The organism is Vibrio sp. Of14-4 (assembly GCF_022347625.1).
Lineage (GTDB): Bacteria > Pseudomonadota > Gammaproteobacteria > Enterobacterales > Vibrionaceae > Vibrio > Vibrio pristinus.
This window is the reverse complement of the sequence record NZ_JAKRGI010000016.1, coordinates 33,369-50,687: the sequence shown is the minus strand read 5'-3', so window position 1 is coordinate 50,687 and position 17,319 is coordinate 33,369. Positions and strand designations below refer to the sequence as shown.

At 40.3% G+C, this 17,319-nt stretch carries 13 protein-coding genes; 4 read left to right on the top strand and 9 right to left on the bottom strand.

Annotated elements, in window-relative coordinates; all coding sequences use genetic code 11:
- The first annotated feature begins 225 nt into the window (after nt 1-225).
- On the top strand, nt 226-1,170 hold the full coding sequence (locus MHN79_RS15315) for a LysR family transcriptional regulator (protein ID WP_239173594.1): 945 nt from the start codon (nt 226-228) through the stop codon (nt 1,168-1,170).
- A gap of 182 nt (nt 1,171-1,352) precedes the next feature.
- On the opposite strand, the gene MHN79_RS15310 is transcribed toward MHN79_RS15315, so the two are convergent.
- Nucleotides 1,353-2,276, bottom strand: coding sequence for a DMT family transporter (locus tag MHN79_RS15310; RefSeq protein WP_239173593.1), 924 nt, complete (start codon nt 2,274-2,276; stop codon nt 1,353-1,355).
- 448 nt (nt 2,277-2,724) lie between these two features.
- On the opposite strand from MHN79_RS15310, the gene trpS reads away from it, so the two are divergent.
- From trpS to MHN79_RS15295, 3 genes are all read left to right on the top strand, one after another.
- Nucleotides 2,725-3,756, top strand: a complete 1,032-nt coding sequence (trpS, locus tag MHN79_RS15305) for a tryptophan--tRNA ligase (protein WP_239173592.1) — start codon at nt 2,725-2,727, stop codon at nt 3,754-3,756.
- A 567-nt stretch (nt 3,757-4,323) separates the two neighbouring features.
- Entirely contained in the window at nt 4,324-7,080 is a 2,757-nt protein-coding gene (locus MHN79_RS15300) for an immune inhibitor A domain-containing protein (RefSeq protein WP_239173591.1), read from the top strand.
- Nucleotides 7,081-7,388: 308 nt separating this feature from the next.
- Nucleotides 7,389-8,630, top strand: coding sequence for an SGNH/GDSL hydrolase family protein (locus MHN79_RS15295; protein WP_239173590.1), 1,242 nt, complete (start codon nt 7,389-7,391; stop codon nt 8,628-8,630).
- A 105-nt stretch (nt 8,631-8,735) separates the two neighbouring features.
- Here MHN79_RS15295 and MHN79_RS15290 read toward each other — a convergent pair whose 3' ends face one another.
- The 8 genes from MHN79_RS15290 to tssK all read right to left on the bottom strand — a co-directional run bounded on the left by MHN79_RS15290 (nt 8,736) and on the right by tssK (nt 17,309).
- Nucleotides 8,736-9,200, bottom strand: coding sequence for a TrmO family methyltransferase (locus MHN79_RS15290; RefSeq protein ID WP_160928250.1), 465 nt, complete (start codon nt 9,198-9,200; stop codon nt 8,736-8,738).
- A 124-nt stretch (nt 9,201-9,324) separates the two neighbouring features.
- Nucleotides 9,325-10,026 carry an aspartate/glutamate racemase family protein gene (locus MHN79_RS15285; RefSeq protein ID WP_239173589.1) on the bottom strand — a complete coding sequence of 234 codons (702 nt, stop codon included), beginning with the start codon at nt 10,024-10,026 and terminating at the stop codon, nt 9,325-9,327.
- A gap of 237 nt (nt 10,027-10,263) precedes the next feature.
- Complete coding sequence (gene phaC / locus MHN79_RS15280) at nt 10,264-12,045, bottom strand: class I poly(R)-hydroxyalkanoic acid synthase (protein WP_239173588.1); 1,782 nt, start codon at nt 12,043-12,045, stop codon at nt 10,264-10,266.
- A gap of 74 nt (nt 12,046-12,119) precedes the next feature.
- On the bottom strand, nt 12,120-12,467 hold the full coding sequence (locus tag MHN79_RS15275) for a phasin family protein (RefSeq protein WP_114783670.1): 348 nt from the start codon (nt 12,465-12,467) through the stop codon (nt 12,120-12,122).
- A 54-nt stretch (nt 12,468-12,521) separates the two neighbouring features.
- A complete protein-coding gene (locus MHN79_RS15270; RefSeq protein ID WP_239173587.1) occupies nt 12,522-13,730 on the bottom strand; it encodes an acetyl-CoA C-acetyltransferase in 1,209 nt (402 codons plus the stop codon).
- A gap of 12 nt (nt 13,731-13,742) precedes the next feature.
- Nucleotides 13,743-14,483, bottom strand: coding sequence for an SDR family oxidoreductase (locus tag MHN79_RS15265; RefSeq protein ID WP_152432697.1), 741 nt, complete (start codon nt 14,481-14,483; stop codon nt 13,743-13,745).
- 712 nt (nt 14,484-15,195) lie between these two features.
- Complete coding sequence (gene icmH / locus MHN79_RS15260; protein WP_160928258.1) at nt 15,196-15,987, bottom strand: type IVB secretion system protein IcmH/DotU; 792 nt, start codon at nt 15,985-15,987, stop codon at nt 15,196-15,198.
- Nucleotides 15,984-17,309 carry a type VI secretion system baseplate subunit TssK gene (gene tssK, locus MHN79_RS15255; protein WP_239173586.1) on the bottom strand — a complete coding sequence of 442 codons (1,326 nt, stop codon included), beginning with the start codon at nt 17,307-17,309 and terminating at the stop codon, nt 15,984-15,986. Before tssK ends, icmH begins: the two co-directional genes overlap by 4 nt.
- Nucleotides 17,310-17,319: the final 10 nt, after the last annotated feature.

Sequence of the window (17,319 nt, the reverse complement as noted above, 5' to 3'; positions counted from 1 at the left end):
ATCTAGCCAGAAAAAGTCTCGGCACTTGGACGACATTGAGCTCAGTGCGTAAGTGTAATCCAAGCTCACCATTTTCATTATCCCGTCTTTTGGAAAAACATTAATGAATCCAAGGAACAAATAAGACTTTTTTATGACCTAAATCACATGATAAGATGGATAGATTGAAATGGTAGGCTGAATCACAATACGCGGTTATTGTGTCACAAAACATTGAGGCTTAATTTGGTCAACTCGAAACTTATTGCACTACTTCCTGATCTGGCTTCATTCATTTTGATTGTTGATGAAGGTAGCTTTACCGCCGCAGCGAAGAAACTCAACGTGACACCATCTGCACTTAGCAAGCTAGTCACGAGGCTTGAGCAGGCGCTGTCAGTCAAGCTATTTGAACGTACAACACGAACATTGATCATTACACCAACAGGTCAACAGATTTATGACCAAGCCATTGTAATGGTTAATGCAGCGCAGCAAGCGTGGGAACTTTCTACAACGGATCACACGAAACCAACAGGAGCCCTAACGATCGCAGCTCCCGAAGCCTTCCTTAACTCAGTCCTACAGCCTTTTGTAATCCCTTTTCTGCAACAGTACCCAAGCATACAACTTAAGTTACGTGTCGCTGACGGAAAAATTGACCTACTAAAAGACGGTATAGATGTCGCTTTTAAGCTCACTGATAAACCGGATGAAAACTTAGTTCTGAAAGAGATTGGAAAAACTAACCTTGTGTTGTGCGCCAGCCCAGAATATATAAAGGCTAAAGGGATACCGGTTCATCCAACAGAGTTAGTTAACCATGATTGCCTATACCTTGCCGAAACAGCAACCGATAACATCTGGGATTTTTTTAGGGATGATGAATTCCACTCCGTTGCGGTTTCTGGACCTTACGCCGTTAACCACTCACAAATGCGCCTCAACGGTGTAAAGCAAGCACTCGGTATAGGCATATTCCATGATTTTGTGATAACACAAGCCATTGAGTCACGCGAGGTTGTTCCCATCTTGCCAGACTGGACAATCAAAAGTAACTACCATGGCGTTGTCGCAATGCAGTATTCGCAAACAAAGTACATGCCTGCTCGTCTGCGTGTTTTTATCGACTATATCACTAAAGCTTTGAACGAAAAACTGAATCCAGTCATTCCAAAAACTACCATGTAATACCAAGCAAACGGGCTGGCCAGGTTATTTGGCCTTGCCCAATCAGATCATAAATGGTGAAAAAAACACCACATATAATAGCAAGCTTAATCAGTCTATATACAATCACCATGGCGCAATACTGTTACCTTTTAAGGGAATAGAGTCGCTTGAACTTATCAGAATTGGCTCAATATACAAGCCTACATACTTGTTGTTTGACGGTTGGTTCTAGTCAATCTCAATGTAAACGCGGATTTTGGCATTTTAGTTAACAAGATCCCACCTAATAAAGGCACTAAAAGCCCCAATGATCGGGCAGACAGGACCTCATCATTAACATAAGCAGAGATAAACAGAGCCACAACAGGGAAAATTAAAAAGCAAATAGATGCTTGAAATGGAGTAGACACCTGCCCTAACTTAAAGTAGGCGACAATTCCACCAACACTTGCAACAAAGCCTAAGTAAGCAACTGCTGACATCGACTCGCTACTGAAAGCGTGATAATCAATACTCTCGCCCATTAAAGAAACAAAAAACAGTAAAATAGAAGCAACAAAACATGGCAACGCATTATAAGTGAGCACTTGAATATCTTTACAATGTTTTTGCACCAATACGTACATGACCGCATGAATTACCACAGCCATCCCAAGACAAGCGGTACCAATAACGTAATCTGTACCGCCTAACTGCATCTCAGTCCCAAGAATTAGCGACAAGCTTAACACTGCAACGACAAGACCGAGTAGCTGATGCTTTGCTAAACGTAGTCCAAGAAACAAACCAGACATTAGCATGACCGCAACTGGCATGTTAGCAAAGATTATCGACGCCAAACCCGATGATATGTACTGCTCACCATAGATCATTAGGGTAAATGGAATGGCAAAATACATCATAGCAACAATCAATACCCATTGTCCCTTGCCCTTTGGAAATAGCAGCGGTTGTTTAAACAGTTTTGCCAATGCTGCTAATAACGGGGCAGCCAATAAGAATCGCATTGCGGTTGCAAAAATAGGAGGAATGGTCTCCAGTGCAACTTCCATGGCAAACCAAGTCGTTCCCCAAATTAAACAGACAGAAATAAAAAGCAGACAAGACACGGATTTTGAATTCATGAAACCATTCACCTAACGACAAAATTACTCGGTAAAACACTACTTTGTAGCAAACTTAAGACGTGTCACAGTATACAAATTTAACTGGAGAATAATTTTACTTTGTTATCTATCAATTAATAAATTTTTAAAAATAGGAACTACAAAAAAACATTTTGGAGAAATATTTTCTATAAAAGCCCACAACCAAATAACAATATTTATAATGAGGATTTAAGCTACTCTACTGATGGCTATCACTTTTAATATCTTGCCCCTAACGGCTACCTATGTTAGCTTCTTCAATATGAACTTATACACACACTCATCATTTCAAACTTGTTGGTGGCGCTCTCTCTAGAGCGGCCAAGACTTGTTTCGTCTGTATGCTGCTGGAATAACAGCATACAGGCGTCAAGCTCTATGAATTATCTCCAGTAGCGATCACTCAAGATAGGAGAATAAATTCATGACAAATCATTATAGTAACACTCAAAACCAGATCATATTAACAGGCGACCGAGCTACAGGACCTCTGCATTTAGGTCACTATGTTGGTTCGCCGCGGCAAAGAGTTACACTACAAAATCATAACGAGCAAACAATACTTGTCGCAGATATGCAGGGCTTAACCGACAATGCCAACACCCCTTCTAAAGTCTCATCCAACATTCTTAATGTTGTCGCCGATTACTTAGCCGTAGGTATCAATCCAGCACAAACCACTATCTGTTTACAATCACAGCTCCCTGCACTTTCCGAAATCACAATGTACTACAGCAATTTAGTCACCATCGCGAGACTTGAACGCAATCCAACCGTAAAGGCTGAAATTAACAACAAAGGATTTAATCGATCGGTCCCCGCAGGTTTCTTGACCTATCCAATATCTCAAGCAGCTGATATAACAGCATTTAATGCGTCATTGATACCTGTAGGTGATGACCAGTTACCCATGCTTGAGCAAACCAATGAAATCGTCAGAAAAGTAAATTCGCTGGCTGGAAAGAATGTACTAAGTGAATGTCAGCCATTACTCAGTAAGTCCCCACGGTTACCAAGTACTGATGGCAGAACAAAAATGTCAAAAACCATGGGCAATGCAATTAATCTTGGCTCTAGCCCTGATGAAATTACTGCTGCTGTAAAATCTATGTATACCGATCCAGCACACATTAACATTGAAGATCCAGGTAAAGTTAAAGGCAATGTCGTCTTTACCTATCTTGATGCTTTTCACCCTGATGGCGCTTATATCGAATCGTTAAAAGAGCACTATCGTACTGGTGGCTTGGGAGACGCTACAACCAAGCGTATTTTAGATGAATGTTTACAAGAAATATTGAAACCAATCCGGCAAGAGCGCGCTAGATTACTCTCTGAGCCAAGTTATCTTTTACAAGTATTAGAGCAAGGCAGCAGAGCAGCCAAGAATAAAACCGAGCGCACATTACATAGAATAAAAGATGTATTTGGGTTGAATTTATTTAACCTCGAATAATATTCAGTTCAAACATTAATATTTAAATTATCATTAGAACAAACATTTTGAGAATAACACCCCAAATAAAGCAATTGGGGTGTTTACATATTATGTTGAAGGTTAGATCAAAGTCTTGCCGTGCAAAAAACAACCATTGCATTTTATTATTTATGATTATATTTTGTTGAAAAATATAAGTAGTTTATAAAATAAAAATGAATGTTGTGTTTTTTTTGTTAACATTGATGTCTTTTACCGTTATTGCGAATCCGCTTCCTGATGACGAAAAACTAATGGCTTCCTTAGTCGAAAGTAACGTCATATGTAAAGACCAATCCTATGATCAGAAGCTTAAGTCTCTCCAGATTTATCTTTCGAAAAAAAATAGCAAAACCAACAAGATTGATAATAGCAGCAAACAAACTACTCATGAGCACATGAAGAATAGGCAATGTATTTCAGCCCCAAAGGATTAGGTGCTGGAATGTCATCAAAGAATCTCTCACCGTCAGGAGAGTTGTTCACGCAACGTAATAACCACGACTAAAAGTGGAGTTGGCAATAAAAATATAATAAGGAAATAATATGGCTTGCATAAGGAAAACATTGCTAGCAACAGCAGTGATGGCATTATTTAGTGCCAGTAGTAGCGCGAAAACACCTATTGATCTAGGTGTAATTAACGAAGAAAAAATTATCGAGATGCTAGAAAGAAAAGGCATTCTTGATGAAAATTCTTCAGTCGAAGAGCAGAAGCTTGCTCTTAATAATTACTTAAACAAAAAACTCGGTAATAATTTTCAGGGAGATGCTCAGTTCGGCAAAAAAGCACTTGCACAGAGAGCGAAGATATTAAAGTCAATAGAAACCAATAAAGGTCCACATAAAGCACATGTATTTGCTTTTGATCTATCAGATAAACGTACTGATAAAGTTTTAGCTGTACTGGTCGATTTTCCGGATCTTCCTTGGAATGAAAACAGACTCACTTCTGAACACACTGATATGCTCTACGATAGCTATCAGCCAGAACACTACCAAAGCTTACTTTTCTCCGATACTGGTTATACTGGCCCGAATGGAGAAAACCTTATCTCAATGCGCCAATACTATGAAAGTGAGTCAGGTAAAAGTTACAGCGTAGCTGGACAAGCTGCAGGTTGGTATCGAGCATCAAAGGAAGCCGCATTTTATGGCGGAAACTCCCCCTCTACAGACAACGATCTCAATGCTCAAGAGCTAGTTCGTGAAGCTCTCAATCAACTCGCTCAAGATCCTAGTATTAACCTCGCCGATTATGACATTGAAGACAGATATGACTATGACCAAGATGGTGACTACCGTGAACCAGATGGCGTAATAGACCATTTAATGGTTTTCCATTCATCCGTGGGTGAAGAAGCAGGTGGCGGCGTATTAAAAGACGATGCCATTTGGTCGCACAGATATAACCTCGGAAAGTATCATGTCTTACAAGGTACCAGCAGCACTGTACCAAGCCGTTTTGGGGGTAGTTATGCTGCATTCGATTATACAATTCAGCCCATTGATGCCGCCGCTGGTGTCTGTGCTCACGAATACGGCCATGACCTAGGTCTACCTGATGAATATGATACTCAATATACAGGTAAAGGTGAGCCTGTATCCTACTGGTCCATTATGTCATCCGGCAGCTGGGCAGGTAAAATTGGCGGCACTCAACCTACCGCATTTAGCTCTTGGGCAAAACAATACTTACAAGAGTCAATCGGAGGAAAGTGGCTCATAAATCAAACCATTTCCGTTGATGATTTAACAGATGAAGGAGAGGAAATCACACTTCATCAAACCATAGACAATGACAAACAAAACATGGTTCGTATTGATCTTCCGATTAAACGCACTACGGGGCAAAAACCTTACTCTGGTAGCTATGGTTTTCATTCGGGCAAAGGAGATGACCTCAAAAACTCAATGTCGCGTGAAGTGGCTCTACCAGAAGCAACCAATATAAAACTGGTATTCAAAGCATGGTATCAGATTGAGAAAGACTATGATTTTGCGAGGGTTTTGATCAACGATCAGCAAATTGAAGGAAGTATCACCACGTTAGACGATCCTAATACCACTGATCTCGTTCCTGCTATTTCAGGTGAATCTGATGGTTGGGTCGATGCAGAGTTCGATCTTTCAAACTGGTCTGGACAAACCATCACACTCGGTTTTGATTACATTACCGATGGTGGCTTAGCAATGGAAGGGCTACATATCGATAACATTGAAATCATTGCCGATGGCGAAGCAACCTTAATTGATGATGGAGAAGCTGAATCTAGTTTTGCACTCAATGGTTATCGATTAAATAACGGCTTCAACGAGTCACCCCACTACTATTTGCTGCAATGGCGCAGTCACAATGATGTTGATGAAGGGCTTAATAATATCAAGCGCTTTGGAAGCTTAATGTCTTTTGAACCTGGCCTTATCGTCTGGTACGTTGACAATTCAATGACAGATAACTGGGTCGGAAAACACCCAGGAGAAGGCTGGCTAGGCGTTGTCGATGCAGACCAAAATGCAATGATTTGGGAAAATTCGGGCTCGGTTGCTCAAACTCGCTATCAATTGCGTGATGCAAGCTTCTCACTTCAAGATCAGGCGCCTATGACTCTTGAGAATAAAGAAGGAGATATACTGCGTGATGTTAGTCTTCTAGGCAATGCCTACTTTGCTGACAACGAAGACTACTCTAACCCTCAAGCACCAGATGCTGGTAGATTGCTTGCCGAACACGGTGTTGCAATTGAAGTTATCGAGCAAGCGGCTGATAATACCTACGGCGTGATTCGAGTATCAAAAACGCCGGAGCCTAATCAGCTTCCCATTGCTGCATTTAGTTTAACGGTCGATGGAATGACGGTGACAGCAAGTAACATGAGTTCAGATCCTGACGGCAGTATTGTCGATTACTTATGGGACTTTGGTAATGGTGAAACGAGCAAAGAAGCATCTCCTAATTGGACTTACCTCAATGATGGTCGCTATACAGTGTCTTTAACCGTTACTGATGACCGTGGCGATCAGCACACAACAACAGAGACGATTTTTGCTGAAGATGACAATATTTTGCCAGAGGCAACGGCTAAATATATACATCTAGGCCGACTAGTGACTATGTGGTCGACAAGTACAGATGACGACGGACGTATTGTTGATACTGAATGGATTTTACCAAACGGTGACATCAAACGAGGACGTATGTTCACTGCTCTATTCCCAAGTTATGGAGAACATCAAGTTCGCTTAACCGTTATGGATGACAAAGGTGACAAAGTCAGCACATTAATAGACGTCGAACTATAGTTCAAATTTTACCTATTAAGCGCAACAAAAGTTGCGCTTTTTTTATACCCCAAAACCACCAGTTCGAATAGTAAATATCCCCTAAGTCAACTCTAATTAACAAAATAAGAAACAAATCTCATATTAGAAACAAAACAAGCACCAAAATGAAACAAACTTAACACCCCGATAACTAAAGAATCCTGTATAAAGTATGATCTAAATCGAATCTTGATTGATTTTTTTCATGAATATTTTGACTGTTTAGTGCATGCCATGCGATCAAAGATGAGCAAACACTCTACAATCAGAATAATAAGTGAAGGATCATGAATAAAATTCTACTTTTAGCTGGTTGCATTTTGGCGGCGCCAGCACTCGCAGATGAAACGTCAACCAACCTGAAGCTTGGACAGATGGAATACGACCAAACAATTCAGGGTAGGCAAACCAGTACCTATGTCAGATGTTGGTACCGACTCTCTCACAATCGAAATGACACCGATGCCGATTGGGAATGGGCAAGAGATGAATACGGTCGATATTATGAAATACAGGGTTATTGGCGCTCTTCTATATCGGTTAAGAATATGTTTTATACCAGTACCGCTCAGACTGATATTGAACAACGCTGCAAGGAGACATTGGGTGTAACTCATGATGCGGCAGACCTAATGTACTACGCATCAGACAGCCAAGTTTCATACAATCACAGCATTTGGACCAATGACCCCGTTAATAATGATAAAATCAATAGAATCATTACATTTGGCGATAGCCTGTCAGACACTGGCAACTTGTATAATGCATCGCAATGGGTATTCCCAAATAGAAGTTCATGGTATTTAGGACATTTTTCAAATGGTTTTGTATGGACTGAATATCTTGCTAAACATAAACACCTCCCATTATATAACTGGGCAGTCGGAGGGGCTGCGGGAGTGAACCAATATGGAGTGCTAACTGGTGTATACAAGCAAGTCACATCATATCTTAAATACGTGGATAGAGCAGAAAACTACAAACCAGAAAACAGCCTAGTAACATTAGAGTTCGGCCTCAACGACTTGATGAATTATGATCGCACAGTCGCTGATGTAAAAGCCGATCTCAGTAGTGCTCTGATTCGTTTAACCGAGTCTGGGATAACGAACATTCTTTTGTTTACTTTGCCCGATGCAACTAAAGCGCCACAGTTTAAGTATTCAACCGTCGAAGAAATAAATAAAGTAAGAGCCAACATTATTGAGTTCAACGCTTTTATCAAAGAGCAAGCTGAACTCTATAAAAGCAAAGGGCTTACTATTGTCCTCTATGATGCTCACGAGAGGTTTAACCAAATCACATCTGATCCTAGTTCATATGGGTTCGAGAATGCGACCGACTCGTGTTTGAATATCAATAGAAACTCAGCATCGGACTATCTAAAAAGTCATTCACTAACTAATGAATGTGCTTACCACGGCTCAGATAAATATGTTTTCTGGGGAGTGACTCATCCAACAACAGCCACTCACAAATTCATCGCCGACGACATCATTCTAACCAAGTTAAACCAATTTAACTTTTAAATACTACCCGTCTAAAGAGATGAAGTTACCATTGACTTCATCTCTTTTAATGCCTAGCTAAGCTCTGCCTAGACTAAGATGGGCTCTATATACCGACCTATTATCCTATACGTTAAAGTAATCGCTCATGACACTATCAACCCAAACAGGCTGGGTAACATCTTCTTTATCGACTAGGAATTGTTTAAACACTGGTTTAATGTCGACGACCAGTGACCCATTTATTGCATCCAAGCCTTTTACTCTGAGAGTATTGCCTGAAACATTAACAATTGAACAATCCGTGACACCAATTTTGTTGATACGGTTTTTCCCTCTTTGAGATAAGATGCCTACAGGTTCAATGTTAGAATTGTTTCTTGGGTGTCGAGCACCCAAGCAGATTTTCTCATCGATAACTTTATGCATATAAAATATAACAGTGACATGAGAAAATGAACTTAGCCCTATCAAGGTTTCCTCAGGTATCTCATCCTCAAGTACAATGTCAGAAATAACACTACCCCAACAGTCATCTTGAGGAGCATCAATACTATTCTTAACTGTTGCGATAGGTTTAATACTGATCATTTCTTATATCCCCACATTATGCTTTAGTTATTTTTATCATATAAATCAATGTATTATCAAGATAAATAATATCACCCGCTCCTTCAATCGAGAAAGCAGCCTGGTAGGCAAGTTAGAATATGCACTATCTACTCTTTTGCAAAGCTTCTTTTACCGCTGCTTGAGCATGTATTGCCGTTGTATCAAACACCGGAATATCGGTATCAGTATTATTGATGAGTAAACCAATCTCAGTACATCCCAAAATGACGCCTTGAGCCCCCTCCGCTGTTAGATCTTCAATAATTGTTTTAAAGTCTTGCTTTGAGCGAGCACTTATCTTTCCAAGACAAAGCTCATCATAAATCACATCATGGACAAGCCTACGTTGTACACCATTGGGAACGATGACTTCTATACCAAACTCGCTATTAAGGCGTTGTTTGTAGAAATCTTGTTCCATGGTAAATGCCGTTCCGATCAAACCTACTTTTGTAATTCCTTTATCAACAAGACATTGGCCAGTTGGGTCAGCAATATGAAGCAGCGGGATGGTAACACTTTCCCCAATCTCGTGGAAAACCTTATGCATTGTATTTGTTGCAACAATAATAAAGTCGGCGCCAGCCTTTTCTAATGACTGAGCGGCTTGACTCAAGATTAAAGCAGCTTCGCCCCACTCTTCACTTTTTTGTAAACATTCAATTTCCGCAAAATCCACACTATAAACAATCATTTTGGCTGAGTGCAGACCTCCTTTTTCATCATTAACTGCCTGATTTATTAATTTGTAGTAGCTTGCCGTTGACTCCCAGCTCATACCACCAATCACACCAATTGTTTTCATATCGATTCCTTTCTCTAGGTATAAATCACATCATAATCAGATGTTTAGCAAAAATACAATCGATATTATTAAACAAAGATAGGCTTTCGATAGTAAGAATTAGCCTATGTGTTAAATGAAATGATTTTTGAAAATAAATAGTGATATTTATGTGATGAATTGAGTTGTAGTAGTAAGTTTTAGGCAAATAAAAAAGCCCTGAGTTATGTTATCAGGGCTAAATATAATAAGGCCATGCTAGCTGGTCGCTTCTTTGACTGGAAGTACTTGTTTAACGTAGTCTCCAGGGGCTGCGCCAATAGCAGGGAACTGTTCACTACCAACATCAAACGGTTTACGCTGTTCTTCGGAGCTAAAGTTTAAGAGCCATTGATGCCAATGTGTCCACCAAGAGCCCTCAGTATGGTTTGCATTCGCTAGCCATTCATCTGCATTATCATCTAAGCTTTCATTAGTCCAGAAACCATATTTGTTTTTATCGGGATGGTTGATAATTCCGGCGATATGGCCAGATTCACCTAAAACAAAGGTCTTATTCCCACCCACATTAAGAGCACCACGATAAGTACCTTGCCACAAAGCAATATGATCTTCTTTTGTAGACACGAAGTAGCTCGGTATTTTAATCTTATTAAGATCTATCCACACTCCGCCTACTTTTACGCCTTTTTGCTTGACCAATTTATTGTTAAGGTACAACTCACGCAGCATAAAGTTGTGACATGAAGCGCTCACATTTGTACTGTCACTATTCCAATAGAGTAAATCAAAGTCGACCGGGCTTTGTCCCTTGAGATAGTTGTCTACATAATAGTTCCAGTAAAGACTATTCTCTCTGAGTAAGCTAAAAGTTACGCTTAATGAACGTCCATCCATATAGCCTTTTGCATTGTTCTGCGCTTCAATAGCACTAATGATGGTGTCATTAATGTAAGCCCCAACTTCTCCCGGTTGAGAGAAATCAAGTAACGTGGTGAAAAAGGTCGCGCTCTTAATGCGTTTTTTCATTCTCTTGGCTGCATAATAGGCAATGGTACTTGCAAGTACCGTCCCACCAATACAGTATCCAGCCGCGTTTATTTGCTCTTGACCCGTAATATCTTCAATCGCCGATACCGCTTTAGCAACGCCTTCTGTAACATAATCACCAAATTCAACTTCACGTTGCTTCTCACCTGGATTGCGCCAAGACATCATGAATACTGAGTGCCCTTGTTCAAGTAACCAGCGAACGAGTGAGTTCTTCTCACGCAAGTCAAGAATGTAGTATTTATTGATAAAAGGAGGCACAAACAGCAAAGGTGTAGAATGAACATTTTCAGTCAATGGTCGATACTGAATAAGCTCAAATAACTCATTACGATAAACGATATCACCAGCTGTATTCGCAACATCATCACCAAGTCTAAATGAGTTGTTGTTCGTCATTCTGATCTTTAAGATGTCAGCACTTGATTCTACATCTTCTTTCAATTGCTCAAGTCCTGACAACAAGTTTTGACCATTCTGCTCTAGTGTCAGTTTGAGCAATTCTGGGTTCGTTGCTATAAAGTTACTCGGCGAAACCGCATTGATAGCTTGGCGAGAGAAAAAGCTGATACGCTCTTTTGCTTTCTCATCTAGACCTTCGATGCTATCTATTGTCTTCAAATAAGTCTGGCTAAACAGCAAATAGGATTGCTTAATAAAGTTATAGAAAACATCGTTTTTCCATTCTTCATCAGAGAATCTTTTATCGCCCTTTTCTGCCTCAACAACAGTTTCACCATTTTGTGCTAACGCAACGTTTTGCCATATTTGTAATTGTTGTTGCCACCATTCAGCTTGGATCTGTAGTAACACTGCTGGTTGATTGGCCGCGCTTTCAAAAAGTTTAGAGGTATCTTCAAAGTTAACTTCTTGCATTGCTTTGTTGAGAGGGGAGTTAACGGCTGCCCTGCTTAGTTCCAGATCTTCCCACCATTTTTGATTGGTTTCTTGAAGCTTCACAAGGTAGTCCGAGAAGAAGTGTTGATACATGTTGCTACTCCTATGATCGGAAAAAGTGCCGCGAGTCAGGCGGCACCATAGTCAATATTATGCTGGAGTCAGTGTTATGCTGGAGTCACTGTCTTGAGGTTTTCCGTTGTCAAATGGTCAACATCATCTTTAAATTCTTTCGCAATGGACTGTAGCTTGTTGCTATCATCCATCATTTGCTGAGACAACTTAGAAAGAACCGATAATTGTTGGCTGTTGAAGGCTGTAAGTGAAGTCACATCTTTAATTTCACTAGCCGCTTTCATTTGGGTTAGGCCCATTTCACTGTAGGTACGAATTGCGTTTAATTGAAGCTCAGTTAACACTTCAACATTTTTAGTCACAAGCTTATTAAACTTTAGGTATGGTTCTAAGCTTTTCTCTGTTTGGTCTGTGAAAGATTTGAAAAAATCGGTATACATAATAATGCTCCTAGGTTAATTCCATTATTTCGGCTTATTTTCACTACGTTGAATTTAAGCAATTGACTTGATGACTACTGCCGTTCCCATACCACCACCAACACACAAAGAAGCAACACCATAGCTTCCAGTTCGTCTGTTAAGTTCATGAACTAGAGAAACGAGAATTCGGTTGCCTGACGCTCCAAGTGGATGGCCAAGTGCTATCGCACCACCATTTACGTTCGCTTTTTCCAATATGGAGCCAACGGGAACATTATGGACATCAGCAAGCTGGTGTATTACTCCAAGAGCCTGAGCGGCAAAAGCTTCATTGAGCTCATAGAGATCAACTTCGTTTGCTGAAATGTCGGCTTTACTTAAAGCCTGTGTCACCGCTTCTACAGGCCCTAGCCCCATGACTTCAGGTTCTAAGCCTGACTGTGCATAGCTGATAATTTCCGCTATCGGCTCAAGGCCATATTCTTCGACCGCTCTTTGGCTAGCAACCACAATCGCACTTGCACCATCATTAATACCCGATGCATTGCCGGCCGTAACTGTGCCATCTTTTTCAAACGCAGGGCGAAGTTTTGATAGCCCATCGATAGAAGCATCTTCTTTAGGATATTCATCTGCGATGAAATTGATGATTTGTTTGCGCTGCTTAACTTCAACTGGAGTTATTTCATTTTCAAAGCGGCCCGCTTCAATGGCAGCAGCGGCTTTCATTTGACTTGAAAGAGCATACTCGTCTTGCTGCTCTCTGGTAATGTCTAACTTTCTTGCAATATTTTCTGCCGTTGTGCCCATGTGGTATTGATTAAATACATCGGTCAAACCATCACTGATTAGCAAATCCATCACACTCATATGGCCCATTTTATGACCATCACGAACTTGACTAGGAACAATAAATGGAATTTGCGACATAACTTCAACACCTGCAGCCACAACAACTGAAGCATCACCGCTACGGATATGACTCACTGCATCCATTACAGTTTTCATACCACTTCCACAAACCATATTCACAGTGTAGGCTGGCACATTTACTGGAATGCCAGCATGAACAGCCGCCTGACGGCCAACCCCCATACCTTGGCCAGCACCAACCACATTGCCAACGATAACTTCATCAACAAGATTGGGCTTTATATTCCCAGACTCCAGAGCCGCTTTGATTGCTATAGCTCCCAAATCCCCTGCTGATATATCTTTGAGAGTGCCTCCAAAGCTACCAATAGGTGTACGCTTTGCTGCAACAATATACACTTTTTCCATAACAACCTCAGATTAATGCATGTATAAGCCGCCATTTACAGATAAGGTTTCACCTGTAATGTAAGCGCCAGCATCACTAATTAAAAACGATACAGACTGAGCAACTTCTTCTGGTGTTGCTAAGCGTTTCATCGGAATTTGAGCTTTAATCGACTCCAGCACTTCTGGCTTCATTTGCTCGACCATAGGCGTACCAGTGTAGCCTGGTGCAACAACATTCACCGTAACACCGCTGCGAGCACCTTCAGCAGCAAGCGCTTTTGAAAAGCCAATCATTCCTGCTTTAGCCGCTGAGTAGTTGGCTTGACCAAATTGGCCCTTCAAGCCATTTACTGATGATATGTTAATGATTCGGCCGTTACCCTTCTCACACATTGCATCAAATAAAGGCTGAGTGACATTGAATACACTGTTGAGATTGGTATCAATAACTTCCTTCCAAGCAGAAGCGCTCATCTTTTTAAACATTGAATCTCGAGTAATACCCGCGTTGTTCACCACAACATCCAATGTTCCCTCTTCTTGCATTAGCTGTATGAGGCGCTCAGCACACTGCTCAGTATTAGTGACATCAAGCTCAAATAAGCGGACCTGATCCTGACTAAACTCTTTATCATTAAACCAATCCAGAGCACTCTGATGATTGCCCGTAGAGTAAGTTGCGATAACACGGTAACCTTCCTTAACTAGCTGCGAAGAGATTGCAGAACCTATTCCACCTTTTGATCCTGTGACCAAAGCAAGTTTTTTCATTGATGAGACTCCATTAGTAATAGCTCGATAATTTGTTTATCTGCTATTAACCGATGCTAAAAATAAAAGCCAAGTGACGTTATTAGTTATATATGAATCAGGAAACATCTGTACCCGTTCTATTATTTTAAAGTAAAGGCTTAATATTTCAGTTCAAATACTTTTTGACTTTAGTTGCATAATGTTGAAGGAGATCTCATATAGAATGAAATGTTACTCTAGTGTTAAATCACTTCATCTTTTTGTTTTAAAAGGAATTTATTTAAATGATAGGAATGATTTTAATTTATAAATCTATGTTTTTTATGAGGTTTTTATTTTAATTCGTTATTACATAGATCTTATCTTTGAACTCACTCTGTTATACCTAATAGTTCGATGGTTTAATTTTATCATTAAACTTCATATCAAAAATGAAATCGATTTCAATTTATAATTATATAATTTGCAGATAATTAATATCTTGGCTTAAGTGCATTTATAATTAATAATATATTTCAATAAAAATGCTAAGAGAAAAGATAAAGCGGATCTTTTAGTGTCATTAATATCAAAAAATAAGGGAATGTTAGTCTGTGATAAGAATTTAAATAATACCTAACTAAATAGTTAGTCACCCTGATTAGAGGATCTGACATGCTGTTAACCTAAGAATCGGCAATGTTGATGTCAATGAAAAGACTTAAAAGGAAAAGTCTGCAATTTGCAGACTTTATTGAAAACTGTTCAGAAGACTCTGATAATTGGTGTCAATAATCACATAGGTAATAAGATACATTATTGAAAACAATAATGCTGATATGCCGAGTGTCACTTTAGGTGGAATAACCCGTTTTAAAGGCTGTTTGAGGTACTTTGCTTTCAAATTAACTAGAGAAACTTTCTCGTTTTCCACCATTCGCTCGTCTTTTATTAGACGATAGATGGTATTAGCGATGTCAGAAAGCTTTTCCTGCCCACGTTCTTCTATACCATACTTACCTTGAAAACCTAACTGTATTAGCAAATAGAGCAATTCAATCACATACCGATAGCGCCTAGGATCAGCCTTAAGCCGTTCTAGAATGGTAAAAAACTTATCGCCACCTGAGGTCTCATTATGAAACTCCGCGAGCAAACTATTTTGGCTCCAATTGCTGTTTGCCCCCCACTCTTGGCGGCATACCGCCTCATCGATAGCAGCACACAGACAATACCGAATCACTAATACCGATGCCCGATCAACTTCCATTTCATTCAACTTTCTTTCGCCCTTACGAATTTCGCGAGCAATCTGTTCCCTGAATGGCTGAGGGTCCTCGAGCCAAGGAATGGAAGACATGCAAGATAGGCTAGCAATTAGCCATGAAAATTGATCCACCAGTGGATTGACACCCATTTTTTCTATACTGGGATCTTTAAGTGCTATGTTGCGGGATAAATCAGGAGCGGGCATAACCTCCATAGGCTTGCCCAAGTCGGGTTGGAATAAAACAACCGTTACATCATTATCTACGTAACTCATACTCTTACAGCCCATAATTGTAGAGATAAATTAGCAAAATCACCGGAAACATGAACCGCAATAGCCGACGCCTGCTCCAATGCTGCCCACTCTTCACTGGCTCTCTCCAATTCAAAATAGGTATAACCTGCATGATAAGGCAATGCTCTTGGTACGACAGGCATAGGTTTAATTCCTATTCCTGGTAGCTGGAGATTAATAAGGTCTCGTATGTTATCAATAGAACCGATCTTGGTTTGGCTGACAAACTGAGTATGAAGTATATCCAGCGTAACATCGGCTTTAACTGCAAGAATAAAGGTGGCGGACTCAACCACTTTCTTGTCAGGAATGACCGCAGTACGAATACCAAAGTTTTGTTCCTGCAGTGTCAATGGTATTGCTCTTTGCTCAGACATTACGCTCAGAGTACGTTTGGTATGCTCTAATACTTTTGACATGCAAACCGTTAAATCGCTGTGATTGTATTCAACAAATTCTGGTGGTCGGCGTGAAGTGGAGCATAGAGTCGAGAGTTCACCTTCTACTTGAAGAAGGATTCGATATAAAGACTCTGGGTGCACACCCTCGACACTAGAAAAGTGCCAAAATAAAGGTTCGTAGCGATTGAGTGCTTGTAAAAGCATAAAATCAGACACCGTAGAGACTCCCTGCTGATCGACCGTACCAAGGCGCTCAACAATAGAGTCTGCTCTGTGCTTTAACATAGAAGCAAATTCATTGGTAAACTTAGAAAGTAGCTCAGATGCCTTAATATCGATACAAGTAGGAATGTAGCGTTCATCGAGAACAATACTGCCATCCGTCTTCACTTCTGATATTTTCAAAATAGGGATACCAGTGTAGGCACTGCGGTCCTCATCTTCATACATCAGACAAAACTTTAGCTTACCTATGGCAATATTTGCGGTATCTTCACTATCGTAACAGGAGTCAACTGCGTCTTGGTAACTCACTATATAACGTGCATCACTTCTATCAGAACTGAACAACTCTTCGCGTTCCGAGGGTAGTGGACAACACAAGTAAATCACTTTATCGGTTATCGATGGATCAACTTCTTTAACATCGGGCACATCGGCAAGAGCTGGCAAATCAAAAGGCGTTTTATCTTGAAGTACACCCGCCGCACTTGTTACCGCAATCTTTCCTTGAGTCAAAAGCTCTGTATTAATCTTTATTCGATTAACTCCCCACATTAATGGAGAACTATTCGAGAACAGCATACTACTCCGCTTAGACTGAGAGCGGTCTAGCTGTTGGAAGTGTTGTGGCTTCATGAACATACCATCTTGCCACACAACTGGATTATATAGCGACATCTCGTGCCCC

Excerpts from the sequence above, each read along its gene's own strand:
- MHN79_RS15310 (WP_239173593.1), bottom strand. The coding sequence starts at position 2,276 with ATGAATTCAAAATCCGTGTCTTGTCTGCTTTTTATTTCTGTCTGTTTA.
- trpS (WP_239173592.1), top strand. The coding sequence starts at position 2,725 with ATGACAAATCATTATAGTAACACTCAAAACCAGATCATATTAACAGGC.
- MHN79_RS15300 (WP_239173591.1), top strand. The coding sequence starts at position 4,324 with ATGGCTTGCATAAGGAAAACATTGCTAGCAACAGCAGTGATGGCATTA.
- MHN79_RS15295 (WP_239173590.1), top strand. The coding sequence starts at position 7,389 with ATGAATAAAATTCTACTTTTAGCTGGTTGCATTTTGGCGGCGCCAGCA.
- MHN79_RS15290 (WP_160928250.1), bottom strand. The coding sequence starts at position 9,200 with ATGATCAGTATTAAACCTATCGCAACAGTTAAGAATAGTATTGATGCT.
- MHN79_RS15285 (WP_239173589.1), bottom strand. The coding sequence starts at position 10,026 with ATGAAAACAATTGGTGTGATTGGTGGTATGAGCTGGGAGTCAACGGCA.
- phaC (WP_239173588.1), bottom strand. The coding sequence starts at position 12,045 with ATGTATCAACACTTCTTCTCGGACTACCTTGTGAAGCTTCAAGAAACC.
- MHN79_RS15275 (WP_114783670.1), bottom strand. The coding sequence starts at position 12,467 with ATGTATACCGATTTTTTCAAATCTTTCACAGACCAAACAGAGAAAAGC.
- MHN79_RS15270 (WP_239173587.1), bottom strand. The coding sequence starts at position 13,730 with ATGGAAAAAGTGTATATTGTTGCAGCAAAGCGTACACCTATTGGTAGC.
- MHN79_RS15265 (WP_152432697.1), bottom strand. The coding sequence starts at position 14,483 with ATGAAAAAACTTGCTTTGGTCACAGGATCAAAAGGTGGAATAGGTTCT.
- icmH (WP_160928258.1), bottom strand. The coding sequence starts at position 15,987 with ATGAGTTACGTAGATAATGATGTAACGGTTGTTTTATTCCAACCCGAC.
- tssK (WP_239173586.1), bottom strand. The coding sequence starts at position 17,309 with ATGTCGCTATATAATCCAGTTGTGTGGCAAGATGGTATGTTCATGAAG.